Annotated in this window: 21 protein-coding genes and 1 riboswitch; of the genes, 14 read left to right on the forward strand and 7 right to left on the reverse strand. The window is 59.5% G+C overall.

The genetic code is table 11. The annotated features are described in order from the left end of the window. Position 1: 1 nt before the first annotated feature. The 3 genes from thiS to xseA form a co-directional block, all read right to left on the reverse strand. Positions 2-220: a sulfur carrier protein ThiS gene (thiS, locus tag DKW72_RS02485; RefSeq protein WP_232522286.1), complete on the reverse strand. Its 219-nt coding sequence runs from the start codon at positions 218-220 to the stop codon at positions 2-4. Further along, complete coding sequence (gene thiO / locus DKW72_RS02490; RefSeq protein ID WP_111640715.1) at positions 217-1,317, reverse strand: glycine oxidase ThiO; 1,101 nt, start codon at positions 1,315-1,317, stop codon at positions 217-219. Before thiO ends, thiS begins: the two co-directional genes overlap by 4 nt. 72 nt (positions 1,318-1,389) lie before the next feature. Further along, a riboswitch (TPP riboswitch) is annotated at positions 1,390-1,506 on the reverse strand. Between the two features lie 240 nt (positions 1,507-1,746). Further along, a complete protein-coding gene (gene xseA / locus DKW72_RS02495) occupies positions 1,747-3,114 on the reverse strand; it encodes an exodeoxyribonuclease VII large subunit (protein ID WP_456298941.1) in 1,368 nt (455 codons plus the stop codon). A gap of 124 nt (positions 3,115-3,238) precedes the next feature. Between xseA and guaB the strand changes: the two genes are divergently transcribed. Next, positions 3,239-4,714 (forward strand): IMP dehydrogenase, encoded by a 1,476-nt coding sequence (gene guaB / locus DKW72_RS02500; protein ID WP_111640716.1) that lies wholly within the window; start codon positions 3,239-3,241, stop codon positions 4,712-4,714. 108 nt (positions 4,715-4,822) lie between these two features. Then, a complete protein-coding gene (gene guaA / locus DKW72_RS02505) occupies positions 4,823-6,400 on the forward strand; it encodes a glutamine-hydrolyzing GMP synthase (RefSeq protein WP_111640717.1) in 1,578 nt (525 codons plus the stop codon). A 278-nt stretch (positions 6,401-6,678) separates the two neighbouring features. On the opposite strand, the gene DKW72_RS02510 is transcribed toward guaA, so the two are convergent. Together DKW72_RS02510 and DKW72_RS02515 are read right to left on the reverse strand one after the other, a co-directional pair. Continuing rightward, positions 6,679-7,140, reverse strand: a complete 462-nt coding sequence (locus DKW72_RS02510; protein ID WP_111640718.1) for an EVE domain-containing protein — start codon at positions 7,138-7,140, stop codon at positions 6,679-6,681. Between the two features lie 2 nt (positions 7,141-7,142). Next, positions 7,143-9,173: a VacB/RNase II family 3'-5' exoribonuclease gene (locus DKW72_RS02515; protein ID WP_111640719.1), complete on the reverse strand. Its 2,031-nt coding sequence runs from the start codon at positions 9,171-9,173 to the stop codon at positions 7,143-7,145. Between the two features lie 124 nt (positions 9,174-9,297). On the opposite strand from DKW72_RS02515, the gene DKW72_RS02520 reads away from it, so the two are divergent. Both DKW72_RS02520 and DKW72_RS02525 read left to right on the forward strand, forming a co-directional pair. Next, entirely contained in the window at positions 9,298-11,013 is a 1,716-nt protein-coding gene (locus DKW72_RS02520; protein WP_111640720.1) for a potassium/proton antiporter, read from the forward strand. 44 nt (positions 11,014-11,057) lie between these two features. After that, positions 11,058-11,588 carry a shikimate kinase gene (locus DKW72_RS02525; RefSeq protein ID WP_111640721.1) on the forward strand — a complete coding sequence of 177 codons (531 nt, stop codon included), beginning with the start codon at positions 11,058-11,060 and terminating at the stop codon, positions 11,586-11,588. A gap of 28 nt (positions 11,589-11,616) precedes the next feature. On the opposite strand, the gene DKW72_RS02530 is transcribed toward DKW72_RS02525, so the two are convergent. Beyond that, on the reverse strand, positions 11,617-12,081 hold the full coding sequence (locus tag DKW72_RS02530) for an Lrp/AsnC family transcriptional regulator (protein ID WP_111640722.1): 465 nt from the start codon (positions 12,079-12,081) through the stop codon (positions 11,617-11,619). A 97-nt stretch (positions 12,082-12,178) separates the two neighbouring features. After that, positions 12,179-12,514: a pilin assembly protein gene (locus DKW72_RS02535; RefSeq protein WP_111640723.1), complete on the reverse strand. Its 336-nt coding sequence runs from the start codon at positions 12,512-12,514 to the stop codon at positions 12,179-12,181. Between the two features lie 248 nt (positions 12,515-12,762). Here DKW72_RS02535 and adk point away from each other — a divergent pair, with 248 nt between their 5' ends. The 10 genes from adk to DKW72_RS02585 all read left to right on the forward strand — a co-directional run bounded on the left by adk (position 12,763) and on the right by DKW72_RS02585 (position 24,713). Continuing rightward, positions 12,763-13,416: an adenylate kinase gene (adk, locus tag DKW72_RS02540; RefSeq protein WP_111640724.1), complete on the forward strand. Its 654-nt coding sequence runs from the start codon at positions 12,763-12,765 to the stop codon at positions 13,414-13,416. Between the two features lie 235 nt (positions 13,417-13,651). Further along, the gene (locus DKW72_RS02545) at positions 13,652-14,365 is read left to right on the forward strand and encodes a hypothetical protein (RefSeq protein ID WP_111640725.1); all 714 of its coding nucleotides are present in this window, start codon (positions 13,652-13,654) and stop codon (positions 14,363-14,365) included. 171 nt (positions 14,366-14,536) lie between these two features. Beyond that, entirely contained in the window at positions 14,537-15,238 is a 702-nt protein-coding gene (gene tsaB / locus DKW72_RS02550) for a tRNA (adenosine(37)-N6)-threonylcarbamoyltransferase complex dimerization subunit type 1 TsaB (protein ID WP_111640726.1), read from the forward strand. Between the two features lie 32 nt (positions 15,239-15,270). Beyond that, complete coding sequence (locus tag DKW72_RS02555; RefSeq protein ID WP_111640727.1) at positions 15,271-16,578, forward strand: M18 family aminopeptidase; 1,308 nt, start codon at positions 15,271-15,273, stop codon at positions 16,576-16,578. A gap of 42 nt (positions 16,579-16,620) precedes the next feature. After that, a complete protein-coding gene (gene mgtE / locus DKW72_RS02560; protein ID WP_111640728.1) occupies positions 16,621-17,964 on the forward strand; it encodes a magnesium transporter in 1,344 nt (447 codons plus the stop codon). A 29-nt stretch (positions 17,965-17,993) separates the two neighbouring features. Then, a complete protein-coding gene (locus DKW72_RS02565; RefSeq protein ID WP_111640729.1) occupies positions 17,994-18,653 on the forward strand; it encodes a hypothetical protein in 660 nt (219 codons plus the stop codon). Between the two features lie 83 nt (positions 18,654-18,736). After that, entirely contained in the window at positions 18,737-19,750 is a 1,014-nt protein-coding gene (locus DKW72_RS02570; RefSeq protein ID WP_111640730.1) for a cyclic nucleotide-binding domain-containing protein, read from the forward strand. A gap of 12 nt (positions 19,751-19,762) precedes the next feature. Continuing rightward, on the forward strand, positions 19,763-20,875 hold the full coding sequence (locus tag DKW72_RS02575; protein WP_111640731.1) for a tRNA-queuosine alpha-mannosyltransferase domain-containing protein: 1,113 nt from the start codon (positions 19,763-19,765) through the stop codon (positions 20,873-20,875). 59 nt (positions 20,876-20,934) lie between these two features. Further along, complete coding sequence (locus DKW72_RS02580) at positions 20,935-21,945, forward strand: tryptophan--tRNA ligase (protein WP_111640732.1); 1,011 nt, start codon at positions 20,935-20,937, stop codon at positions 21,943-21,945. Between the two features lie 407 nt (positions 21,946-22,352). Beyond that, positions 22,353-24,713 carry a TonB-dependent receptor domain-containing protein gene (locus DKW72_RS02585; RefSeq protein ID WP_111640733.1) on the forward strand — a complete coding sequence of 787 codons (2,361 nt, stop codon included), beginning with the start codon at positions 22,353-22,355 and terminating at the stop codon, positions 24,711-24,713. The last annotated feature ends 50 nt before the right edge of the window (positions 24,714-24,763 follow it).

A 24,763-nucleotide genomic window follows, 5' to 3' on the forward strand; every position in this document is an offset into this window, starting at 1 on the left:
ATCAGCCGCCCCCAATGGGTTTTACGATGTCAATTTTGTCGCCCTGAGTCAGCTCCTGCTCGGCGTAGCGGGAGCGGGGGACAAATTCGCCGTTGATGGCGATGGCAACCTTCTGGCCGCCGTAGCCCCAATCGTTCAGGGCGTCGCTCAGCAGGCGCTTTGGGGCGACTTGGGTGCGTTCATTGTTGAGGCTGACGTCTATCATAGCTCTCTCGGTCATGGGTTCTCCGGTGCCGGCGTCAGATCGTCGGCAAAAGGTAGCTCGGGTTCGCCGTCCAGGTAGGCGAGGATGTGATTGACCACCGCAGGGGCCAGCAGGTAACCGTGGCGGAACAGGCCGTTGGCGGTGATAAGGCCCTCGGACTTGGTGACATGCGGCATATTGTCCATAAATGCGGGCCGTAAATTAACCCCCTGATCGATAATTCGCGCCTCGGCAAACGCCGGCGCCAGGGTGTAGAGGGCGCTGCTCAGCTCCAGAGATGAGCGCAGGCTCACCGGCGACAGATCTTCACTTTCAATTTGCGTCGCACCAATGACAAAACAGTGATTGGGCTTGGGCACCACATACAGTTGGTAGCGCGGGTGCATCAGGCGCACCGGGCGCTGCAGGGTGACTTCCGTAGTCTGCACGCCCAGCACTTCACCGCGCACACCGCGCACCGCCGAATGCTGAGCCTTGGCACCGACGCCGCGACAATCGAGCACCAGGTCGTAGCGATGGGTTTCGCGCTCGGTGGTGACACACTGGGGTGCGAGACTGACAGGGGTATGCTCGTGCAATTCGGCGCCCAATGCCGTGAGTGCCGCGAGCAGCGCACGCAGCACATTGCGGTTGTCCAGATGGCCTTCATCTTCCAGTAACAGCCCCTGTTGAAACTGGGGGTTGAGATCCGGCTCCAGGTCCAGCAGTTCGCGCCCGTACAGGCGCCGGTAGCGGGCATCCTGCACCTGATGATGCAGTTCCTGTTCAAACTGGCGCAGCTCGCTCAGGTCCTGGCTGTGGGCCACCAGCAGGCTGCCATTGCGGCTAAACAGGGGGCTGCCGGTGTCGGGCGCGGGTAGGGAGGCCAGCCATTCGGGCCATTGGGCCAGGGCGTAGAGACCCATGGTATAGGCAGAGCGCTCAGAGACCACCACCTCGCTCAGCGGGGCGATCATGCCCGCGGCGGTCCAGGCCGCGGCTTTGGGTTCGCTCAGGCTGCCCGCTTCATACAGGCTGACGCTGTGGCCCCGGCGCAGCAGCTGCCAGGTCAACAGGCGACCCAGCAGGCCGCCGCCGGCCACGGCAATGCGGGCATGTGCTGTGAGTGTCATGGCACCTCGCAACAAAATCAGTCGAGTGATACAGGCGGATTCGGCAGGGAGGTAGCAAGGTCAGGGCGGGGGTGTCCACACGGCCTTGTTCCCTCCGCAGGTATCAACCTGTTCAGGTTCAACGGGTTCGGCCGTACCGATCTCAGCCTCCGAACAGCAAACGCTGCCAAGGCGCCCCGACAAGAACCCCTAATATACTCGTGAGCGAATGTAACTTCAATCGGTCGAGGGCAGGGGGTCTGCAGTTGGCACTAGCCTGAGTCGGGTATCCCTGTCCGGGACCGTCTGCCGCCTGGACGGCGGCAGTCGAGCCCCCAGGGATGGGTTCACGGCGTGTCCCGGACAGGGATACCCGACTCAGGCGTTGCTATCAGACTAGTAGGAGCAGGTGCCCGCTCCTGACCTCAGAGTTCGGTGCGATTCGGCTCGCTAGTCATGTTTTACGGAGGTGACTTTGCTGTAGATCTTCCCATGCGCCAGGTGGGTCACCAGATCCTGATTGGTCTTGACCTGGTCGTGGTGGGTCAGTACGGCGCCCTCCGGGGTGCGGGTGATGCTGTAGCCGCGCTCCAGGGTATTGAGCGGGCTGACGGTGTTGAGCAGGCGTGCGGCCTCGCTCAGGCGCTGTTGCTTGCGTTGCCGTTGTTGCTGTTCGGCGCGCGTCAGGCGGGAGTGCAGTTGCTGCAATTGCTCGCGCAGTTGCGCCAGGCGTCGGGCCGGGCGCAGGGGCTTTTGGCGGGCGACCAGGTTGTCCAGGCGGGTGCGCTGGCGCACCAGTTGCCGGGCCATGCTGCGGCTCAGGCGCAGTTCCAGTTGGTCCAGGTGCTGTTTTTGTTGTTGCAGGCGTTCACCCGGGTGGCGCAGGCGCTGGCGTAAGTGCAACACCCGCTGGCGCTCCAGGTGCAGGCGGCGCTGCAAGGTCGCGCCGAGTTGGTGTTGGAAGTGGGCAAAGCGGGCCTGCCACTCACTGGCGTCCGGGGCCAGGAGTTCGGCGGCGGCCGAGGGTGTCGGGGCGCGCATGTCGGCGACAAAATCGGCGATGGTGACGTCCACTTCGTGACCGACGGCACTCACCACCGGCAGTTCGCTGGCGGCGATGGCGCGCGCTACCATCTCCTCGTTGAAGGGCCAGAGATCTTCCAGGGAGCCGCCGCCGCGCGCCAGAATGATGGCGTCAAAGAGCCCGGCGGCATTGGCCAGGGTCAGGGCCTTGACGATCTGGGGTGCGGCCTCTTTGCCTTGTACAGCGACGGGAATGACGGTCAGAGGAATGCCGGGGAAGCGGCGTTTGAAGACCGTGAGCATATCCCGGATAACGGCCCCTGTGGGTGAGGTGATCAGGGCCACATGGCGGGGCAGGCTGGGCAGGGGACGTTTGCGCTCCGGGGCAAACAGGCCCTCCTCGGCAAGCGAGTGCTTGAGCGCTTCGAAGGCTCGCTGCAAGGCGCCGTAGCCCGCCTCCTCCATGTGCTCAACCACCAGCTGGTATTCGCCCCGACCTTCGTACAGGCCTGCCCGGGCGCGCACCAGCACCTGCTGGCCGTGGCCCGGACGAAAACGCACCTGCTGATTGCGGTTGCGGAACATGGCGCAACGCACCTGGGCCTGATCATCCTTGAGGGTGAAGTACCAGTGCCCGGAAGAGGGTTGCGCGAGGTTGGAGATTTCGCCTTCCACCCAGAGCAGGGGCAGGTGGGTTTCCAGCAGCTGGCGCACCTGGCGGTTGAGTTGGCTGACGGAGAAAATTCGACGCTCGGCGCCCGGATTTGGGGTGTTGTCTGTGATCATGGTGGCCATTGTAGCGGAAAGCGTGCCAATGTGGTCGGATGGTTGCCCTTCGGCGCCGATTCTGGTTTACCGGATAGCGCCAAAAGCGTATAATTTCGCGTTTATTTCTCTGTGGATAGAGGTTAGCAGGTCTATGTTGCGCATTGCTGAAGAAGCTCTCACCTTTGATGACGTTTTGCTGGTACCCGGGTACTCGGAGGTGACTCCCAAGGATGTTTCCCTGAAGACCCGGCTGACGCGCGCCATTCACCTGAACATTCCCCTGATGTCGGCGGCAATGGATACCGTCACCGAAGCGCGTCTGGCCATTGCCATGGCCCAGGAGGGCGGCATCGGCATCATCCACAAAAGCATGTCCATCGAGAAGCAGGCGCGGGAAGTGCGGGCGGTGAAAAAGTTCGAGTCCGGCGTGGTCAAAGATCCGATCACCATCGATGCGGACGCCACCATTCGCGAGTTGCTTGAACTGACGCGCAGAAACAATATTTCTGGTGTGCCGGTGCTGCACAAGGGTGACCTGGTAGGGATTGTCACCGGTCGTGACGTGCGCTTCGAAGCCAACCTGGATGCGTCCGTGTCCAGCATCATGACCCCGAAAGAAAAACTGGTGACCGTACTTGAAGGCGCTGATGCCGACGAAGTGCGCGCGCAGCTGCACAAGCACCGCATCGAAAAAGTGCTGGTGGTCAACGACAAATTTGAGTTGCGTGGCCTGATTACCGTCAAGGATATCAACAAAGCTGAGCGCTACCCCAACGCCAGCAAAGATCCGGAAGGGCGCCTGCGTGTGGGAGCCAGCGTCGGCACCAGCGGGGAAACTGACGAACGCGTTGCGGCATTGGTGGAAGCCGGTGTTGATGTGTTGGTCGTTGACACCGCGCACGGTCATTCACGCAATGTGATCGAGCGGGTGCGGCGCATCAAGCAGCAGTTCCCTGACGTTCAGGTCATCGGTGGCAACATCGCTACCGGTGAGGCGGCCAAAGCACTTGCCGACGCCGGTGCGGATGCGGTCAAAGTGGGCATCGGCCCAGGTTCCATCTGCACCACCCGCATTGTATCCGGTGTTGGCGTGCCGCAAATGAGTGCCATCGCTAACGTGGTTGACGGACTCAAGGGCACCGACGTCCCGGTGATTGCCGATGGCGGTATTCGCTTTTCCGGCGACCTGGCCAAAGCCATTGCCGCGGGTGCCGACTCGGTCATGATGGGTTCCATGTTTGCCGGTACCGAAGAGGCGCCGGGTGAAGTGGAGTTGTATCAAGGCCGGACCTACAAAGCCTACCGCGGTATGGGTTCACTCGGCGCGATGAGCCAGACACAAGGCTCCAGCGACCGTTACTTCCAGGATGCCAGTGAAGGTGCCGAGAAGCTCGTGCCCGAAGGCATCGAAGGCCGGGTACCCTACAAGGGCCCGATTGCCGCCATCGTGCATCAGTTGATGGGCGGTTTGCGCTCGGCCATGGGTTACACCGGTAGCACCTCTATGGAAGAGATGCGCACCCGGCCGCAATTTGTACGTGTGACCTCGGCGGGTATGGGCGAGAGCCACGTGCACGATGTACAGATCACCAAAGAAGCGCCCAACTATCCTGTGGGCAGCCGCTAACCGGGGTTTGATCAGTGCGCGGCGAGGGCGGCAGCAGTGCCGCCCTTGTCGTTAAAGCACGGCCTTTTCCGATAAACTTTTCGAACCACTTGCGACAGTGAAGTATTCATGACTCAGGACATTCACGCTCAGCGTATTCTCATTCTCGACTTCGGCTCCCAGTACACCCAATTGATCGCGCGCCGCGTGCGCGAGATTGGCGTTTACTCGGAGATTCGCGCTTTTGATATGAGCGACGAAGAAATTCGCGCGTTCGATCCGAGCGGTATCATCCTGGCCGGCGGTCCCGAGTCGGTGACGGCCGGTAAGTCGCCGCGAGCTCCGGAGCTGGTCTTCACCCTGGGTGTACCGGTGCTGGGGATCTGTTACGGCATGCAGACCATGGCCGAACAGCTCGGTGGTGCAGTGCAGGGTTCCAACATTCGCGAATTTGGTTATGCCCAGGTCAAAACTCACGGTCAGAGCGCGCTTCTGCACGAGATCAAAGATCACGTTGACCACGACGGCGGCGGCCTGCTCGACGTCTGGATGAGCCACGGCGACAAGGTCAGTGAAGTGCCCCCCGGCTTCGAAGTGATGGCGTCGACGCCTTCGTGCCCGATTGCCGGCATGTATTGTGACGAGAAAGATTTTTACGGGGTACAGTTCCACCCGGAAGTGACGCACACCTTACAAGGTAAGCGTATTTTTGAGCATTTTGTGCTCAAGCTGTGCGGCTGCGAGGCGCTGTGGACACCGGCCAATATTGTCGAAGACGCGATCCGCAAAGTGCAGGAACAGGTGGGCGGCGATAAGGTGCTTCTGGGCCTGTCCGGTGGCGTTGATTCCTCGGTGGTGGCGGCATTGTTGCACAAAGCCATTGGCGATCAGCTCACCTGCGTGTTTGTGGACAACGGTCTGCTGCGCAAGGAAGAGGGCGACCAGGTGATGGACATGTTCGCCAAGAACATGGGTGTCAAGGTCGTGCGCGTCGATGCCGAAGAGCAGTTTCTGGGCAAGCTCAAAGGTGAGAACGATCCCGAGCGCAAGCGCAAGATCATCGGCAACACCTTCATTGATATTTTCGACATCGAAGCGACCCGCATCAAAGACGTGAAGTGGCTCGCCCAGGGCACCATCTACCCGGACGTGATCGAATCGGCGGCCGCCAAAACCGGCAAAGCCCATGTGATCAAATCCCATCACAATGTCGGCGGCCTGCCGGACGATATGGCCCTGGAACTGGTGGAACCCCTGCGCGAACTGTTTAAAGACGAAGTCCGGGCCATCGGCCTGGAACTGGGTCTGCCCTACGATATGGTCTACCGCCACCCCTTCCCGGGGCCGGGCCTGGGCGTGCGTATTCTGGGTGAGGTGAAAAAGGAATACGCCGATATCCTGCGTGAGGCGGATGCGATTTTCCTCGAGGAGCTGCGCGCGGCGGACTGGTACCACAAAACCAGCCAGGCCTTTGCCGTGTTCCTGCCGGTCAAGTCCGTGGGTGTCGTGGGTGACGGCCGTCGCTACGAGTGGGTCATCGCTTTGCGTGCGGTAGAAACCGTCGACTTTATGACCGCCCGCTGGGCACACCTGCCTTACGAGTTGCTGGAGAAAGTCTCCAACCGCATCATCAACGAAATCGACGGCGTCTCCCGCGTCACCTACGACGTGTCGAGCAAACCACCCGCCACGATTGAGTGGGAGTAGGTGATGCCAGTAGGTCGTCGGCCGGTGAAGCCGGAGGCGCCTTTGGCAAACGCGGTGAATACATCCCTGTAGCTCCCACGCGTCATCCATGACGCGAGGGTTGCCAAAGGCGCCTCCGGCTTCACCGCCCTCTGTGCCCACTGAGATGTTGGAGGAGGTTGGGGCGGTGCTTCCGGGACCGTGCGCAGCAGGGATGCTGCGCTCGAGCCTACAGGGAGGTATTTACGGCGGGTGCCGGAAGCGCCGCCCCAACCTCCATCGCTGGCAGCAAAAGCACCTTAGCGTAGGCGATGAATCTCTTTCCATTCTTCCGGGGTCACCGGCTGTACCGACAGTCGCCCCTGTTTCAGCAGCACCATGTCCTCCAGCGCTGCCTGCTGCTTGATCCGCTTGAGCGGAATCACCGCATCAAACACTTCATCCAGCGCGATATCAATCGCAAACCAGCGGGGCTTGTCCTCGGTGGCCTTGGGGTCGTAGTAGGGGCTGTCCGGGTTAAACTGGGCCGGGTCCGGGTAGGCGGCCTTGACCACACGGGCGGTGCCCGCAATGCCTACGGTTTTGCACTGACTGTGGTAGATAAAGGCGCGGTCGCCTTCGTGTACCTGGTCGCGTAAAAAGTTGCGCGCCTGATAATTGCGAATGCCGTCCCAGCGCGCAGTCTGTTTGGGCTCCCCGGCCAGATGCTCAATACCGTAGACATCCGGCTCGCTTTTCAACAGCCAGTAGCCCCGGGCCATGATCAGGCATCCTTGGGCAGGTCGGCTTCCTGCCAGACCTTCAGGCGCTCGGCGGTGGCTTCATCCACCAGTTCCAGACTCACCCGACGGCTGGCGACATCGACCTCGGCAACCATGACGGCCACGGTTTCATCCAGGCGGAAGCGCTGCTCGGGTGTGCTCAGGGTCAGGCGACGGGCATCAAATTCGAGTTTTTTCGGTGTGGCATCCGGCGACTTCTCCCGCTTTTTCAGCATGACAAAGCCCTCGATACCGGAGTCGTCCAGGCGCACCCCGATGCCGCTGGCGTTGACCTGGGTAATGCGTCCCGTATGAACACTGCCGATATGATCGGCCAGATACTGACAGCACAGCCACTGTTCCAACTGGCGACAGGCCTGGCGTCCGCGCATTAATTGCGCCTGCAGTGCGGCAATAGCCTCGTCGTCCACACTAGGCCCGCTGTGCTTGCGCAAAATGGCTTTGATTGCCAGGTGGTTGTGGAAGTCGTTATAGCGACGAATCGGCGATGTCACGGTGGCGTAATAGCGGAAGCCCAGGCCAAAATGCGGTGCCGGTGTCAGGGATAGCTCGCCCGGTTGCAGTTTGCGCTGTAGCAGAGCCAGCAGGGCGGCGTGGGTTTCGCTGTCGGCCTTGTGTTCGCGCAGCTGGCGCATCAACTGCTGAAAGTGACTCAGCTCGCCAAAATCCTGGTTCTCAAACTGTTCCGGCAGGTCCTCGTCCAGCAGTGACTGGATCTCTTCCAGCTGCTCGCTGCGGAAGCCCGCGTGGGTCGAGAAAATGCCGTAGCCCGGGTACTGGGCGAGCAGCTCACCGGCGCAGATGTTGGTGGCCAGCATGGCCTCTTCGACAATGCGGTGGGCGAGGTTGCGCTCGCGCTTATCGATGCGCTCGATTTTGCGCTGGTCGTTGAGCTGGTGAAAATAATCGGCGCGGTCGTCCATCACCAGCGCATGTTCACGCCGGTACTCGGTGCGCAATAGGGCCAGCTCATGCAACTGGCGCAGCATCTCCTTGATGGCATCGGGCAGTACATCGTAGTCACTGGTGCCCTCGATCAGGTCGGTAACGCCCTGATAGCTCAGCTTGTAGTGAGAGCAGACAATGCCCTCGCGAAAGCGGCAATCGGTAATGCTGCCGTCACTGGCAATGTCCATATGACACAGGAGGGCCGGTCGACGCTGTTCCGGCACCAGAGAAAAGGTGTCGTGGGACAGCTCCGGTGGCAGCATGGTCAGGGTGTGGCCCAACAGATAGGCTGTGCTGGCCCGGGTGCGGGCAGTCTCCCCCAGGGGACTGTCCACGGGAATATAGCGCGTGGGATCGGCGATCGCCGTAATCAGGTGCCAGCCGTCGTCGCGGGGCTCTACATAAACGGCATCGTCCATATCCCGAGTGCTTTCGGCGTCAATGGTGACGAAGGTGTACGTGCTCAAGTCTTCGGGGGCTTCATCGCTGCTCGGCTCAATGGCCTGAATGTCATGGCTTTGAGCGCTGGCAGCGTCGCTCCAGGCATGGGGCAGCTGGTGTTTGGCGACAATGTAGCGGCCTTCGATACCCGGTTCATCGCTACGACCGATACGTTCCAGAATCTTGACCTGGGTTTTACCCTCGTTTTTGTAGGGGTGGCGCAGCAGTTGGCAGAGCACCAGGTCGCCCTCGGCGCACTGGGCGCGCTCGCGTGGAGGCACAAACATCCAGCGGTTAAAAAACGGCAGGTCCGGCTCGACAAAGTGGGCCTGACCCTTGGTCATATAGCGCCCGACAAAGGTATCCAGCTCGGTTTCCAGCAACCGTTCCAGCTCGGCTTCCAGCTGATCGCGGGCATTGGTTTTGAGTGCAACCTCGACCCGGTCGCCCGGCAGTACCCGCTGCATCTGCTCCGGGTTGAGAAACGCATCGCGGCCATCGTCAAGGCGTACAAAGCCGAAGCGTTTGGTGGTGCCACGTACCAGCCCCTGGGCCAGGTCGCGTTCGGAGCGGATATCGGTTTTGAGCTGGGAGAGCTGTTGCAGGGCATCGGAATTCAGCATGAAAACTACTTGTCGGCATCTAAAAAATTGAGCGGACATCATAGCAGGAAAAGCCGCCCGACGTTACTGACGGATGCCCTCATAGTGCTCACTGCGCGCGGAAATGTGTAGTAGTATTAGGGGCATGGACGTTCTCAATCAATTGATTTTACTGGCCGGGGTGCTCTTTTTAGTGAGTATTCTTGCCAGTACCTTGTCGCCGCGGGTGGGTATGCCCCTGCTGCTGGTGTTTCTTATTATCGGTATGCTGGCCGGGCAGGACGGTATTGGCGGCATCGAGTTTGACGATGTCGAGTCCGCGTATTTTCTGGCGGCGCTGGCACTGGCTGTGATCCTGTTCGACGGCGGCTTGCGCACCGATATCCACAATTTCAGGGTGGGCCTACGTCCGGCCTTGAGCTTGGCCACCGTTGGGGTGGTGGCCACCAGCGCCTTATGCGGTGCTTTTGCGGCCTGGGTTCTGGGCATCGGTTGGCTGGAGGGGTTGTTGATTGGGGCCATTGTGGGCTCCACCGATGCCGCCGCGGTGTTCTCGGTCCTCAATATGCAGGGGTTGGCCCTGAAGACCCGGGTTGGTGCAACCCTGGAAATCGAGTCGGGCCTGAACGACCCCATGGCCATCTTCCTTACGATTCTGTTGGTCGAGCTGATGGTATCCCAGGAGTCCGGTTTCAGCTGGATGATGTTGACCCAGTTCTTCTGGCAAATGGGTGCCGGTGCGGCCATAGGTATTTTCGGCGGGCGCCTGCTGGCCCTCGGGGTAGGGCGTCTGGCCCTCAGCCCGGGCCTTTATCCGTTGTTGGCGCTGTTTGGCGGTATTTCCATTTTTGGTGCGGCAGCCGTTCTTCAGGCGAGTGGCTTCCTCGCGGTTTATCTGGCGGGGCTGGTCGTGGGCAACCGGGTCTCCAAAGGCCTCTATAACATCCAGCGCTTCCACGACGGTATCGCCTGGCTGGCACAGATCAGCCTGTTCTTGATGCTCGGCTTGCTGGTGTCGCCGGTATCGCTGATTGGCTACGCCTCGGCGGCTCTGCTGGTGGCACTGTTCCTGATTTTTGTCGCACGCCCCCTGGCGGTGTGGTTGTGCTTGTTGCCGTTCCAGTTTTCTTGGCAGGAAAAGCTTTTTATCGGCTGGGTGGGGCTGCGCGGGGCAGTGCCCATCGTGCTGGCGATGTTCCCCTGGCTGGCAGGCTTTGAGAATTGGCCGTTCTTTTTCAATATCGCCTTTGTCATGGTGCTGGTGTCGTTGGTGCTGCAGGGCTGGACGGTATCGCCCCTGGCGCGCCGACTGAATCTGGATGTGCCTACCACGTCCAGTCGGGTCCAGCGGGTCGAGCTGGGCGTACCGGGACAGGATCATTACGAATTTGTGGGCTATAAGCTCGCGCACGACAGTCCGGCACTCAAGCTCACCAGTGCGACCTTACCGCTGCCAGGCCGGGCCAGCCTGCTGTGCGTGATGCGCGGCGGCCAGCCTGCTACACTCGAAGCCGGGGATACCTTTGCCGAGGGCGACCACGTCTACTTGCTGGCGACGCCGCTGGAGCTGGATTCTCTGGACAAAATCTTTGTCGGGGTGGCGGAGCCCGAACGTTTGAGCGCGCAGGCTTTCTTCGGTGAATTTGTGATCACGCCGCGCGCCAAATTGGCTGATTTGGCCTTGCTGTACAGTTTTGAGGTGCCCAGCGACAAGGCGAGCTGGAGTATTGCCCGCTATATTTACAGCCAATATCGCTACCCGGTGGTAGGTGACCGGGTGAAGCTTGGGCAAGTGGAATTCGTGGTGCTCGAAATGCGGGATAATCGCCTGCTCAAAGTCAGCCTGAAGCTGCACAAATAATCAGCGCCCGGCGCGATTGACCAAAGCCAGACCTGGAGACTCAGATGACAGATTTTAGCAACAGCCTGATCCTGATCGGTATGCCCGGCGCGGGCAAGAGCACCATTGGCCTGTTATTGGCCAAGATGTTGGTCAAGGATTTTGTTGACACCGACATTCTGATCCAGAATCGCGAAGGTAAAGCATTGCAGGAAATCATTTACGAGCACGATTACCTGAAGTTGCGGGAAATTGAGGAGCAGGTGCTGCTCGGTGCCGACTACCCCAACCATGTCATCGCTACCGGGGGCAGTGCTGTCTACAGCGATGCCGGAATGCGCCGCCTGAAGCGCTTTGGTCCGGCGGTGTTTCTGGATGTACCCGAGGCGGAACTTCAGGCGCGGATAAACAATTTTGGCAGTCGTGGGGTCGCCTGTAAGCCGGGTCAAAGCTTTAGCGAACTGCTCGCCGAGCGCCGTCCGCTCTATCAGCGCTATGCCGACATCACCATTAACTGTCGGGACAAACCTCCGGAACAGATTCTCGGTGAAATCATCGCCGCCGAGGCCGATACTTACGCCGACATGGATGCCTGATACAGGCTCAGCCCCGTAAAGGGGACGGCTAAATGGGAAGCTGTGTGGTGTACTTCACCTGTTTGAGTGCAAACGTTGAGTTGACCGAGGCCACATTGGGCAGGTGCACCAGCGAGCGCTTCAGCAGCTGTTCGTAGTGCTCCACGCTGTCCACCACAATGCGCAATACATAGTCCTTGTCGCCACTGGTGGAGTAGCACTCCACGATCTCCGCAATCGCGTGCACCGCCGATTCAAAGGCGTTGAGCGACTCTTCGTCATGGCTTTTAATGATGATGTAAGCATACACAGTGACCCCCAGACCGAGCTTGTGCGGGTCGAGCAGAGTCACCCGGCGGCGCACAATACCCTCGGCTTCCAGGCGTTTGACGCGGCGCCAGCAGGGGGTATGTGACAGACCCACCTTCTCGCCCAGCTCGGCCATGGAGCAATCGGCATTTTCTTGCAAGATGCGCAAAATGTTGCGGTCAAAATCGTCGAGTTCCAGGGCCATAAGCCTGAGGGTCTCCTCGGTAGGCGCCGCCGACGGTCATGTGAGCGGCCTGAATAGCCGCTATTCTAGGGAGCGCGTGCGCCCAGAGCAAATACTGTTAACCGTTGCGCTGGGCCTTTAGACGCTTGAGGTGTTTCTGGCTCAGGGCCAGAAAGCGGGGGGTGGAACCGGCGTCTTCATAAATGGGATCACCCATTTCGTCCTCGGCGATCACCTCATCGCCTTTAATGTAGGGCATACCGCCTTCGATCTCACTGAGCGCGGCTGACAGCAAATCGGTGATAAAGTCTTCGGCTGAGCGCTTGGGGTACATTTCGCACAGAGCGGCTATTCTGGCAGCGTCCTCCACCGGCAGGCGCACGGTGTAGTGGTTTTCTGCCAGTTCGCCGCTGGCGTTCCGGTCCCACATTTTCATCAGCTCATTGACCTTCATAGCGTTACCTCACAATGGCTAGCATTCATCCCTCGTGGGGGCATTCGGGGCGCGACGGCGCCCTACTTAAAGGTATAGCTGATCTGGGCCGACTTGCCAGCATCGCCCGCCCTTATTGTGATTGCTGGGCCGCCGGTGTAAGGTAACGCCTTTTTAATCGACATTATGGCGGCAACAGACCGAACCGGGTGCGCGAAAGCGGGCCCGCCGGCCGTTCAGCAGTCGTCTCTATTTAGGAGCAAAACCCCATGCGAATCATACTCTTGGGCGCGCCTGGCGCCGGCAAAGGCACACAGGCGCAACTGATTATGGAAACCTTTGGCATCCCCCAGATCAGCACCGGCGATATGCTCCGGGCTGCGGTAAAAGCGGGTACCGAGTTAGGTAAAAAAGCCAAAGATGTGATGGCGGCGGGTGGCCTGGTCTCCGACGATCTGATCATTGCACTGGTAAAAGAGCGGATCGCCCAACCCGATTGCGCCAAAGGTTTTTTGTTTGACGGCTTTCCGCGCACGATTCCCCAGGCGGAGGCGTTGCTCGAAGCCGGCATTCATATCGATCACGTTATTGAAATTGATGTCGCGGACGAAGAAATTGTCGCGCGCTTGAGTGGCCGGCGTGTGCATGAGCCCTCTGGCCGGGTGTACCACGTCGAACATAATCCGCCGAAAGAAGAAGGTCTCGATGATGCTACCGGTGAACCCCTGGTGCAGCGTTCTGATGACCAGGAAGAAACAGTGCGCAAGCGTTTGCAGGTCTATCACGAGCAAACCAAACCGCTGGTGGGTTTTTACCAGAAACTCGCTGAAGCGGGTGATGAGTCTGCGCCGAAATACACCTCAATTGCTGGTGTCGGCAGCGTTGACAGCATTCGTGAACAATTGCTCGCGGTTTTGCGTTGAGCGCACGCCGGTGAATGTCACCGCGCACTAGCGCACGAAAATCCCTCGACTGGAAACGGCTGAGGGATTTTTTTTGCCTATTCAGTACACTTTTTGAAAAAAAACGGCCAAAAAACGTGCAAAACGACGAATAATTAAATAGTATCTTGTTAGCACCCTTGGTGCTTAATAAAAGTGCATCCGAAACTAACGTTAACTAGGCACACCTTTTATTAGGAAAGCGAGGAGAATTTTTATGGCACGAGTTGCGAAAAAGAGAAAGGCACCGGCGAAAAAACGCGCTGCTGCCAAACGTTCTGTAGCAACGACCGTTGTCGAGCCCGCAGTTGCGAAGGCTGAGGCCACAGTCGAGAAACTGCAGCGGGCATTGGACGCGCAGGTGAAGAAAGTTGACGCCGCGCGCAAAAAAGCCTCATCCGCCAAAGCCAAGGCTCGCAAGAGCAAGCGCGTGACGGATACCCGCGTGGCGGAAAACGCCACCAAAGCGGTGATGACCCAATCCGACAAAATGCGCGATGCGCGCGTGAAGCTGGCTGAGGCCAAGCTGGATGTGCAAAAGGCCAAGGCCATCAGCACTATCAAGCAAGCCGAAGCAGCGGCGAACGCCAAACTCCAGGAAGTTGAAGCCCGTCTGGAGGCCAAATCCGAGGAGGATCTGGAGAAGGCGTTGGCGGCCTATAAGGTCAAATGGCGTAAACAGCGTGCCGCTGCCAATGCCAAAAAGGTGCGTGCCCAAGCCAAGAAGCTGGCTGTGAAGACCAAAGCAGCAGCTAAAAAAGCCAAAAGCAAGGTCATGGCCCTGGAGAAAAAAGCCGCCGCTAAAGCCAAAAAGGCCGCAACGCGCGGTAAGCGTAAGGCCAAACCGGCAGCGCGCAAAGCCAAGGCGACGGCCCGCAAGGTAACCGCCAAGGCCAAGAGCACGACGCGTCGGCGCACCCGCAAGAAGTAAGTGCCGCTGATTCAACGCCCCGTTAGTGGGGTATTGGCTCATAAACCCCCCGCGACCGGGTCGCGGGGGGTTTTTGTTTTTAGGTATAATGCCCCGCGCTGATAAGCGCCCATGTAAGTCGGATCAGGCGCAGCCGTCCTCCGACATCTGATCATCGACCAGGTTCTCCTTATGTCCCGGATTCTAGCCCTCGATACCTCCACCGATGCATGTTCCGTCGCCCTCTGGTGCGATGGGCGGGTCGAAGGACAATTTGAACTGGCCGCCAAAAGCCACACCCAACGTCTGTTGCCGATGGTCGATGAGGTACTTTCCGAAGCCGGTCTGAGCTTGAGCCAGCTCGACGCGATTGCCTATGGCCGAGGGCCGGGCTCGTTCACGGGCTTGCGCATCTGTCTTGGGGTCGTGCAGGGGCTCGCCTTTGGTGCTGATCTTCCGGTGGTGCCGGTGTCGACATTGCAGGGCATGGCTCAAGGTTGGCTGTCGGCTCGGCCAGAGCGCCAACAGTGGCCGGTTCTGCCAGCGTTGGACGCGCGCATGAGCGAAGTGTACTGGGGGCTTTATCAGTGGCATGACGGCGTGGCCGAGGCTATGGTTAAGGAGGCGGTCAGCGCTCCCGAGGCAGTCGTCGACGCCGTTCAAGGGCAGTCTCTGGATGCCTTCACGGGTTGCGGCGCCGGCTGGCATTATCCGCCATTGCAGTCACTCAAACCGCTCTCCTGTGAGCAACAGTGGTATCCTGACGCGCGGGCACTGGTGGTGTTGGCCGCTCGCGCACTGGCGCAAGGAGCGGTTCAGGCGGCAGATCAGGCTGAGCCGCTGTACTTGCGCGATACCGTGTCCTGGAAAAAGCGTGAACGTATTCGTCGTTAATAGGCATGACAAACTTTGATCGAGGCCGATTTATGGTTCAACCCAGTGCTACCGATTCCTTTAACGCGCGCCTGCTCGCGTTTATTCAGCGTTCGCCGTCACCCTTCCACGCGGTGGCGCAGATGGCTGAGCGACTGCGCGAAAACGGTTTTACCGCCCTGGCCGAGGGCGAGCACTGGTCACTCAAACCCGGGGGGCGATACTACGTCACCCGCAACGACTCCTCGATCATTGCGTTTGTCTACGGTCGGCAGTCCCTGGCGGAGCGGGGTATTCGCCTGGTGGGTGCGCACACCGACAGCCCTTGCCTGAAAGTGAAACCGTCACCGGAGCGTCATCAGCATGGTTGCTTTCAGCTTGGTGTGGAGGTCTATGGCGGCGCACTGCTGGCGCCCTGGTTTGATCGCGACCTTTCGCTCGCCGGGCGGGTGACCTGCCGCGACGGTGAGGGGCGCCTTTACAGTCGTCTGCTGGATTTTGAAGCGCCCATCGCCACCGTGCCCAGCCTGGCCATTCACCTGGACCGGGAGGCCAATCGCAGCCGCAGCATCAATCCCCAAAAAGAATTGCCGCCGCTCTTGGCGTTTCTCCCTGAAAGTGGCGACAAACCCAATTTTCGTGCACTACTGGCCAGCACCCTGGGGCTCGACACCGACAGTGCGGTGCTCGATTACGATCTGTGCTTTTACGATACCCAGGCCCCGGCGCAGATCGGTTTGCAGCGCGAACTGCTTGCCAGTGCGCGCCTGGACAATCTCCTCAGTTGTTTTGTGGGCCTGGAGGCGCTGATCAACGCCGACGGCGAGCAGTCCTGTCTGTTGGTGTGCAACGATCATGAAGAAGTGGGCAGCGCCTCGGCCTGCGGCGCGCGCGGGCCCATGCTCGGGCAGTTCCTGCAGCGCCTGGTACCCGACACCGAGGCCCGGCTGCGCATGCTCGATAAATCCCTGTTGATATCCGCGGACAATGCGCACGCGCTGCACCCCAACTTTGCCGACCGGCACGACGAAAACCACGGCCCACGCCTCAATGGCGGCCCGGTGATCAAGGTCAACGCCAACCAGCGCTACGCAACCACCAGTGAGACCAGTGGCTTCTTCCGTTGGTTGTGTGAGTCCCGGAGCGTGCCCGTGCAGGCCTTCGTTACGCGCACAGATATGGAATGCGGCAGCACCATCGGCCCGATTACCGCCTCCGAGGTCGGGGTTAAGACCCTGGATGTCGGGGTCCCCACCTATGCCATGCACTCCATTCGAGAGCTGGCGGGCGACAAGGATGCCTGGTACCTCAATCAGGTGCTTGATGCCTTTTATGACTACTCCGACGCGCTGACGTTTTAACGTGACCGTAAACGCCAACAACCCGAGTGAGGATTCCGGGCAATGAGTTATGAGAACCTAATTGCCGATCTGCATGTTGCCATGCAGAATGAAGACGCCGACGCCTTGCAGGCGCTGCTGGATGAACTCAAACCGGCGGACTTTGCAGACTATTTACAGATGCAGGCTCCGGAAGATGCCCTGGAGTCCTTGGCGCTCTTGCCGGCGCGCCACGGGGCTTTGGTATTGGGGCACCTGTCGATCACACAGCAGCTCTCTATTGCCGCCCTGATGCCCGATGATGATTTGGCGGCGTTGCTCGATAACATGGATGCGGATGAACGTGCGGATTTGTTCAATCTGCTGCCCGCTCCCCGGCGCGAGCCCGTCATGGGGTTTATGACCTACCAGTCCCGGGAAGAGCTGATCCACTTGTCGAGCTACCCGGAAGGAACGGCCGGGGCGGTCATGACCAGCGGTTATGTCACCATTCCCTCCCGTGTGGCGGCCTCCGATGCGCTGGCAATTCTGCGCTACACTGCGCCCCGAGCGGAAACCATCTATCAGTTGTATGTGATCGATGGTGTGGGCAAGTTGGTGGGTGTAGTCTCGCTGCGGGATATTATTCTCGCGCGCCCCAATACCCGCATCCACGACCTGATCAGTACCGAGATCATCAGCGCGCCTACCGACATGTCCCAGGAAGAGGTGGCCAAGCTGATCTCCCGCTACGACCTTCTGGCGCTGCCCGTGCTCGATGAACGCGAGCGCCTTGTGGGTATTGTGACCTACGATGATGCCATGGACGTGGCCGAAGCTGAGGCCACTGAAGACATCCACAAAAGTGCCACCGTCGGTAAGCTCGAGACCGGGGTCGGTGAGTCGGGCTTGTTTATGCTCTATCGCAAGCGCATCGGCTGGCTAGTACTGCTGGTGTTTGTGAACATTTTTTCCGGCGCAGGGATCGCCCACTTTGAAGAGACCATTTCGGCCTACATTGCACTGCTCTTTTTCCTGCCCCTGCTGATCGCCAGTGGCGGTAACGCCGGGGCCCAGGCGGCGACGTTGATGGTGCGCGGTCTCGCCACCGGTGATGTCGGTGGGCGCGACTGGGGTCGCTTACTCGGGCGTGAGCTGCTGGTTGCTACCGGTCTGGGGCTCAGCATGGCCTTGGCGGTATCAGTCATCGGGGTATTGCGCACGGAAGTGGATGTTGTGAAGGTGGTCGCATTTTCGATGGTTGCCATTGTGATTATCGGCAGTTTGGTTGGTATGATTCTACCTTTCATTTTGCACCGCCTGGGCTGGGACCCGGCGACGGCATCAGCGCCGCTGGTGACCTCCATCGCCGACGGCGTGGGTGTGATTATTTATTTCAGCATTGCCACCCTGGTCCTGTTTCCCTGAGGGGCAGGGCGGAGGGACGAGGAACCGCTATGTATAAACGTTTGATGGGGCCGCTGCTGTTGGCCCTGACGCCGCTCACCGCCAGTGCCAGCGGCGGCCACTTTCTGGTGGACGATGCCAGCATTGTGCCGCGAGGCACCTGCGAGCTTGAGCTGTGGGCGACCCGCTCCAGTCCGACGACCTGGGGCACCCTGAGTCCGGGGTGTAACTTCATGGGTGCCGAGTGGTCAATGCCGCTGGTATACAACTTCCAATCCGATGAATTTGATTCCGTGAGTATTGAGCGTAAAGCCATGCTTTACCGGCCACTGCGGGGTCCGGCTATCGCCTTCAGTCTGGGGGCCGAGTACAGCCTGAGCCGCGACGGGCTCGACGCGGTGTATGCCAATGTACCCGTGAGCTTTCATTTGAGTGAGAGCGTAGTGCTGCACCTCAATGGCGGCGTTGAACACAACCGCGTGCTCGAAGATACCTATCTGACCTATGGCGCCGCTCTGAATATTCGCCTGGCCGGCCCGCGTCTGATTGCCGAAGTCTATAATGAGGAAGAGGGCGACCCGATCGTTGCGGCGGGGCTGCGCTACCATATCGGCAGTACCAGTTGGACCCTGGACCTGGGCGTTGCCCATGACACGGGCCCCGGAGACAACCACTATACGCTGGGCTTGAACATTCCGAGCCTGTTCTAGCCCAAGCCACGGTCTACTGGATAGCGCCTGATCTGCTATACTCGGGGGCTATCCCGCGTTGTATTCGGAGAGACCCCCAGCCTATGAGCATCAGCCAAAGCGCCCTGCGCGCCCTGTCCCCCTTCGATAGCCTTAGCGACGAGTACCTCGCCAAAGTCGGGGACAAAGTGCAGCTGCGCGAGGTGCAAAAGGGCACCTTGATCTTCCAGCGCGGCAAAAGCCTGACTGAAGCCCTGTATCTGCTCGAGGGCCAGGTCGACCTGATTGATGCCAAGTTTTCCACAACCTCGGTCAACCATAAAGACGCTGACCTGCGCCGCCACCCGTTAACCGTCAGTGTGGGCAACCCCACGCAAATGTCCGCCGTTGCCAAATCCAACGTCAAACTGCTTTGTCTGGAAAACGACTTTCTTGACCTGGTCATGGCCTGGAGCGAAAGCGGTAACAAAGCGGAAGGCGACGAGGAAGAGCACGACTGGATGTCAAACCTGCTCGAAGCGCCGCTGTTCACTAAAATTCCGCCGGGCAATATTCAGCAGCTATTCGTGCGTTTTGAGTCGGTGGAGTTCAAGAAGGGCGAGTCGGTGGTGCGCGAGGGTGAGCCGGGCGATTATTTTTATGTGCTCGAAACCGGCCGGGCCAAGGTTGTGGACAAGGCTGGTGCTACCCTGGCGGAGCTGATTCCCGGTCAGTATTTTGGCGAGGAGGCCCTGGTGGGCGATACCACCCGCAATGCCACGGTGTTGATGACCCGTGCCGGGCGGCTGATGCGCCTGGGGAAAGAAGATTTCAAGAATCTGTTGCTAGCGCCGGTGGTGCGTGCCACCTCTCTGGAGGCGCTGCAGCAGCGCGATGAAGAGCAGCGTGGCTACGCGTTGATTGATGTCCGCCTGGCGGTAGAGCGGCGCTTCGGTAAGGTCGCCAATAGCCGCAATATCCCGCTCAGCAAATTGCGCAATGCGTTGCCCGACCTGGACCACAACACCTGTTATGTGGTCACCGATGATGCCGGCCGGCGCACCGACGTCGCCGCGCAGCTACTCGCCCAAGGTGGCTTTGAAACCCTGGTGTTGCAAAACGCCCGCGAGCATTACTAGCCAGGCGGGCGCGTGCGGGTCCTGCTGCTCTCTGCCTATGACGCCGATAGCCACCGCCGCTGGCGTCTGGATCTTGCCCGCCACCTGGACGACTGGCATTGGACCCAATTGGCTTTACCCCCACGTCACTTTCGTTGGCGGGTGCGGGGCAACAGCCTGAGTTGGTCTCAGGAAAACGCGCAGACCCTGAACGCTGGCTATGACCTGATTATCGCCACCTCCATGACTGACTTGTCGGCCCTGCGCGGCCTGGTACCAGCGCTGGCGAGTATTCCCACGGTGCTTTACTTCCACGAAAATCAGTTCGCCTACCCTGTGCGGCAGACGCAGTTGAGTCCGGTGGAGCCGCAAGTCATCTCCCTGTACAGCGCGCTTTGTGCCGACCGCGTGCTGTTTAACTCGCCCTACAACAGTCAGTCCTTTTTTGAGGGCTGTGAGGCACTGCTCAACCGCCTGCCAGACCAGGTGCCAGAGGGGGTTGTCGATCAGATCAAAGCCAAATCGGCGGTTATTCCCGTGCCCCTGGCGGATCACTGTTTTACGGATAAAACTTCGTCAGAAACCTGTTTTTCCCTGGTGTGGAACCACCGCTGGGAGTACGACAAGGGGCCCGAGCGGTTGCTGAGCTTACTGCGCACCTACTTTGCACGGCCCAATGCGCCTGCGCTCAACGTGCATGTGGTAGGTCAGCAATTCCGACAGCAACCGCCGGCATTCGCGGCCGTGGCCGAGTTGCTTGAGCAGCATAGGGCGCTCGGACGTTGGGGGTATGTCGAAGGGGCAGGGGAGTACCGGCAACTGTTGGCCCGGAGTCATGGGGTATTGTCCACAGCGGTGCATGACTTTCAGGGGCTATCGGTGCTCGAAGCCGTGGCGGCGGGCTGCATTCCGTTGGTGCCCGCTCGCCTGGCCTACCCGGACTGGTTTGCCGAACCCTGGTGCTATGCGAGTCATCTCGAACACCCGGAGCGTGAAGCTGAAGCTGCCGCCGAACAGCTGTACCGGCGAGCCTGTCAGTGGTATAGCGGCACCCTGCCCAGCGAACCCTCGGTGGCGGCGTTAAGCTGGGAGGCTCTCGAACCGGAGTACCGGCGTTGCCTGAGTGCTGTCGCCCAGGTGCAGTGAGCGGCGCGAGCCTGTATCATAGCCGCCTTTATCGCAAGCACCGGAATAAGTGACAGACCATGAGCACACAACGGATTCTCACCGGTATTACCACCACCGGTACCCCGCACCTGGGCAACTACGTAGGCGCCATCCGCCCGGCAATTGCCGAGAGTCAGCGTCAGGATGTGGAAACCTTTTATTTTCTTGCCGACTACCATGCGCTGATCAAGTGTCAGGAGCCCGACTTGGTTCACCAGTCAACCCGTGAGATTGCGGCCACCTGGCTGGCTCTGGGGTTGGACACCAACACCTCTGTGTTCTATCGCCAATCCGATGTGCCGGAAATTCCCCAGCTCTGCTGGTTGTTGACCTGTGTCGCTGCCAAAGGCCTGATGAATCGCGCCCATGCCTACAAGGCGGCAGTGGATGCCAACCGTGAGGCGGGTGAAGATCCGGACTACGGCGTCTCCATGGGCCTGTTCAGCTACCCGGTGCTGATGGCGACGGACATTCTGATGTTCAATGCGCACAAAGTGCCGGTCGGCCGCGATCAGATTCAGCATATTGAAATGGCGCGTGACATCGGCGCGCGCTTCAATCACATTTATGGCGACACCTTCGTGCTGCCCGAAGCCCAAGTGGACGACAAAGTAGCGGTGCTGCAGGGGCTCGACGGGCGCAAAATGAGCAAGAGTTACGGCAATACCATTCCGCTGTTTTTGCCCGAGAAAAAACTGAAGAAACACATCAATAAAATCAAAACCAACCTGCTGGAGCCGGGCGACCCGAAAGATCCGGATACCTCCACGGTGTTTCAGATCTGGCAAGCGTTTGCGACGGATGAACAGACCGCCGAGATGCGCCAGGCTTTTGCTGACGGTATCGCCTGGGGCGAGGCCAAGAAGCAGCTGTTTGAGTTGATCAACGAGCAGATTGCCCCCGCGCGCGAACGTTATGACGCTTTGCTCGCCGACGGCGAACAGATCGAAGCCGTGCTCCAGGCTGGTGCCGAGAAGGCCCGCGCCGTCAGCCGCCCGTTGTTGGCGAAAGCCCGTGCCGCCGTTGGCATTCGGCCGCTGCACGGGTAAAACCGAGCGCTTTTAGTGATGGCACATTGATTCGGATCGGTGCCACATTGTCGGATGCAACGCGCCATTGTTTGGGTGGGTGGCACATTGTCGGATTACGCCCTTCGGGCTAATCCGACCTACTGGATGCAACGTGCCGCTGTTTGCGTAGGTCGGATTAGGCGCAGCCGTAATCCGACACCTGAGGCAGCGATCTATATCTAACCATCCCGACCATCTGCACACCCGCACCCCAAACCCAAACCCCAAAGCCATTACACACGATTCCCCCCCCAAAAAAATCACAGCCTCCCTTTTCTGCAAATAAAAATAATTCTCATTACTGTTGATATTTCCCGCTAATGAGATGTATTATCATTCGCGTTAACGCGGTGCGGCCATCGTCGCACCCAAAAAAAGGGGGAAATATGCGTAAAAAACATTCATTGGGACTTATCGCCGCCGTCGTGACCAGCTTGGGGGCAGGGGCTTCGGCAGAGACCATCGACCTGGGCCGCACCGTTATCTCGGCCGCCGGTTTTGAACAGAAAATCGCCGATGCACCCGCGAGCGTCAGCGTGGTCAGCCGCGAAGAGCTGCAAAGCAAACCCTACACCAGTCTCGCGGACGCCTTGCGCGATGTTGAGGGTATTGATGTTGGCAGCAGTCTGGATAAGAACGGCAACATGTCCATTACCCTGCGCGGTCTGCCTGCGGATTACACCCTGGTACTGATTAACGGTCGGCGCCAGAACGACGTCGGCAACATCGGGCCGAACAATTTTGGCAACAGTCAGTTTATGTACATGCCGCCTCTGTCGGCCATTGAGCGGATCGAGGTGGTGCGAGGCCCCATGTCGACGCTGTATGGCTCGGATGCCATTGGCGGCGTCATCAACATCATCACCCGCACGGTGAGCGAGAGCTGGGCTGGCTCCATCACCACCAGCCTGAACCTGCAAGAAGATTCACAATTTGGCGATGACCGCAAAACCGAGTTTTATGCCAGTGGTCCGCTTATCGATGGCCATCTGGGTTTGACCGTGCGCGGTAGCCTCTACAACCGCGAAGAGAGTGACCCGGGATACAGTGACCGGTTGCCGCTGCCGGAAACCGATGTAGACGGCAATCCCAACCCGCCGTTCTGGGAAGACACGGGCAGCTTTGGCGATCGGAAGATTGTTGAAGCGCAAACCTGGAATCTGGGCACAACCCTGGCATGGGTCGTGAGCGAAGGGCAGGAGCTGCTGCTTGATTACGACGTCGCCAAACAGCGTTACGACAACACCCAGGGGCAGACCGGCACACTCGATGGTGTTGAAAGTCTGTGGCGTGTTTCCAACGCCGGTATCGTCCAGCCCCGGGTGGGTTACACAGAGTACCAACGGTTTGAGCGCGAACAATGGGCGTTAACCCACAGAGGGCGCTGGGATTTTGGCCGTACAGAGGCCTCGGTTTCCCGGCTCACCAGCAGCAACCTGGGTCGTTCGCTGCCGTTGACCATTGCCGAGCGCCAGGCGCTGCAACAGATCTGGAATGACAGCTGCCCGGCCCTTGATGATTGTCGGGTCTCCAACAGTCAGTTCATTATGCCGGAGGGCGTGGCCAATACGCTGGCGGAAGTGTTTTTGCCTCGGCCCCTGCGTACGCTGGAAAGCAGCAATACTACGGTTGATACACGTCTGGACACCCAGTTGGGAGCCCATACGCTCGCCTTTGGTGCCCAGTATATTGATGCCGAAATGAAAGACGGCACCTTTGGTATGGACGGTGCGGGTTTTCAGGAGGGCGTGGTTCAACCTCATCGCCAGTGGGCGCTGTTTGCCGAAGACCACTGGGGCCTCCGACACGACCTGACATTGACTCTGGGCGCGCGCTATGACGACCACAATATGTTCGGTGGCAATGTCAGTCCCCGGGGCTATATCAACTGGCAGGCCAGCAGCGACTGGTCATTAAAAGGCGGTGTGAGTACCGGTTATATTGCCCCGCGCCCGGATCAGTTGTACCCGGGTATCACTGGCTTTGGTGGTCAGGGCGTCAGTCCTTTTGTGGGGTCGCCGGATCTGCAGCCAGAAACCAGCCTCAATTACGAAGTCGCGGCTTACTTTGATAATCAGCGCGGCCTGAGCGCCAACGTCACTGTCTTCCACACCGAGTTTGAAGACAAAATTGCCCGTGCCGACGCCGTACCCAACTGCTTCGACGCCAGTGGTAATCGCGTCAATGACGCCGGCTGCGTAGATATCGGTCCGGGCTGGGCCGAGCTGGGTTTCACCAGCTTCGGTCAGAGCACCAACATCGACCGCGCGGTTTCTACCGGTGTCGAGGTGGGTACCCGCATCGCGTTCACCCCATCCGTCATGCTGCGCGCCAACTACACCTGGACCGACAGTGAGCAAAAAAGTGGCAACAACGCCGGTCGCCCCATCATGAATACACCCGAGCATATGGCGAACGCCACGCTCAGTTGGCAGGCACTGGAGCCTCTGACGCTGTCATTGGTGAGCGAAGTGCGCAGCAAACGCTTCCGCACCGTCACCAGCACCGGGCAGGAAATGGAGCAGTGGCATTACTACAAAGCTTACGAACTCTTCCACCTGTCCGCACGCTATCAGGCCAGCGATTCCCTGGCGATCAACGCGCGCATCAACAATGTGTTGAACGATGACCTGTCCGGGCGCAGTTGTAACCTCAACGATACCCAGAGTGGCTACAACTGCATTCCGGATTACAACACCACGGAGAAGGCGCGCAGCCTGTGGCTCTCGGCAGATATGAGTTTCTGACGCGAGCATGAGGAGCCTTGTTAGCGCCATAAGCCCGCTGAACTGGATAG

It is taken from the genome of Marinimicrobium alkaliphilum (assembly GCF_003259155.1).
GTDB classification, from domain to species: domain Bacteria; phylum Pseudomonadota; class Gammaproteobacteria; order Pseudomonadales; family Cellvibrionaceae; genus Marinimicrobium_A; species Marinimicrobium_A alkaliphilum.

Bases quoted from the DNA above. Each gene is read 5' to 3' on its own strand.
- thiS (WP_232522286.1), bottom strand. From the start codon at position 220: ATGACCGAGAGAGCTATGATAGACGTCAGCCTCAACAATGAACGCACC.
- thiO (WP_111640715.1), bottom strand. From the start codon at position 1,317: ATGACACTCACAGCACATGCCCGCATTGCCGTGGCCGGCGGCGGCCTG.
- xseA (WP_456298941.1), bottom strand. From the start codon at position 3,114: ATGGCCACCATGATCACAGACAACACCCCAAATCCGGGCGCCGAGCGT.
- guaB (WP_111640716.1), top strand. From the start codon at position 3,239: ATGTTGCGCATTGCTGAAGAAGCTCTCACCTTTGATGACGTTTTGCTG.
- guaA (WP_111640717.1), top strand. From the start codon at position 4,823: ATGACTCAGGACATTCACGCTCAGCGTATTCTCATTCTCGACTTCGGC.
- DKW72_RS02510 (WP_111640718.1), bottom strand. From the start codon at position 7,140: ATGGCCCGGGGCTACTGGCTGTTGAAAAGCGAGCCGGATGTCTACGGT.
- DKW72_RS02515 (WP_111640719.1), bottom strand. From the start codon at position 9,173: ATGCTGAATTCCGATGCCCTGCAACAGCTCTCCCAGCTCAAAACCGAT.
- DKW72_RS02520 (WP_111640720.1), top strand. From the start codon at position 9,298: ATGGACGTTCTCAATCAATTGATTTTACTGGCCGGGGTGCTCTTTTTA.
- DKW72_RS02525 (WP_111640721.1), top strand. From the start codon at position 11,058: ATGACAGATTTTAGCAACAGCCTGATCCTGATCGGTATGCCCGGCGCG.
- DKW72_RS02530 (WP_111640722.1), bottom strand. From the start codon at position 12,081: ATGGCCCTGGAACTCGACGATTTTGACCGCAACATTTTGCGCATCTTG.
- DKW72_RS02535 (WP_111640723.1), bottom strand. From the start codon at position 12,514: ATGAAGGTCAATGAGCTGATGAAAATGTGGGACCGGAACGCCAGCGGC.
- adk (WP_111640724.1), top strand. From the start codon at position 12,763: ATGCGAATCATACTCTTGGGCGCGCCTGGCGCCGGCAAAGGCACACAG.
- DKW72_RS02545 (WP_111640725.1), top strand. From the start codon at position 13,652: ATGGCACGAGTTGCGAAAAAGAGAAAGGCACCGGCGAAAAAACGCGCT.
- tsaB (WP_111640726.1), top strand. From the start codon at position 14,537: ATGTCCCGGATTCTAGCCCTCGATACCTCCACCGATGCATGTTCCGTC.
- DKW72_RS02555 (WP_111640727.1), top strand. From the start codon at position 15,271: ATGGTTCAACCCAGTGCTACCGATTCCTTTAACGCGCGCCTGCTCGCG.
- mgtE (WP_111640728.1), top strand. From the start codon at position 16,621: ATGAGTTATGAGAACCTAATTGCCGATCTGCATGTTGCCATGCAGAAT.
- DKW72_RS02565 (WP_111640729.1), top strand. From the start codon at position 17,994: ATGTATAAACGTTTGATGGGGCCGCTGCTGTTGGCCCTGACGCCGCTC.
- DKW72_RS02570 (WP_111640730.1), top strand. From the start codon at position 18,737: ATGAGCATCAGCCAAAGCGCCCTGCGCGCCCTGTCCCCCTTCGATAGC.
- DKW72_RS02580 (WP_111640732.1), top strand. From the start codon at position 20,935: ATGAGCACACAACGGATTCTCACCGGTATTACCACCACCGGTACCCCG.
- DKW72_RS02585 (WP_111640733.1), top strand. From the start codon at position 22,353: ATGCGTAAAAAACATTCATTGGGACTTATCGCCGCCGTCGTGACCAGC.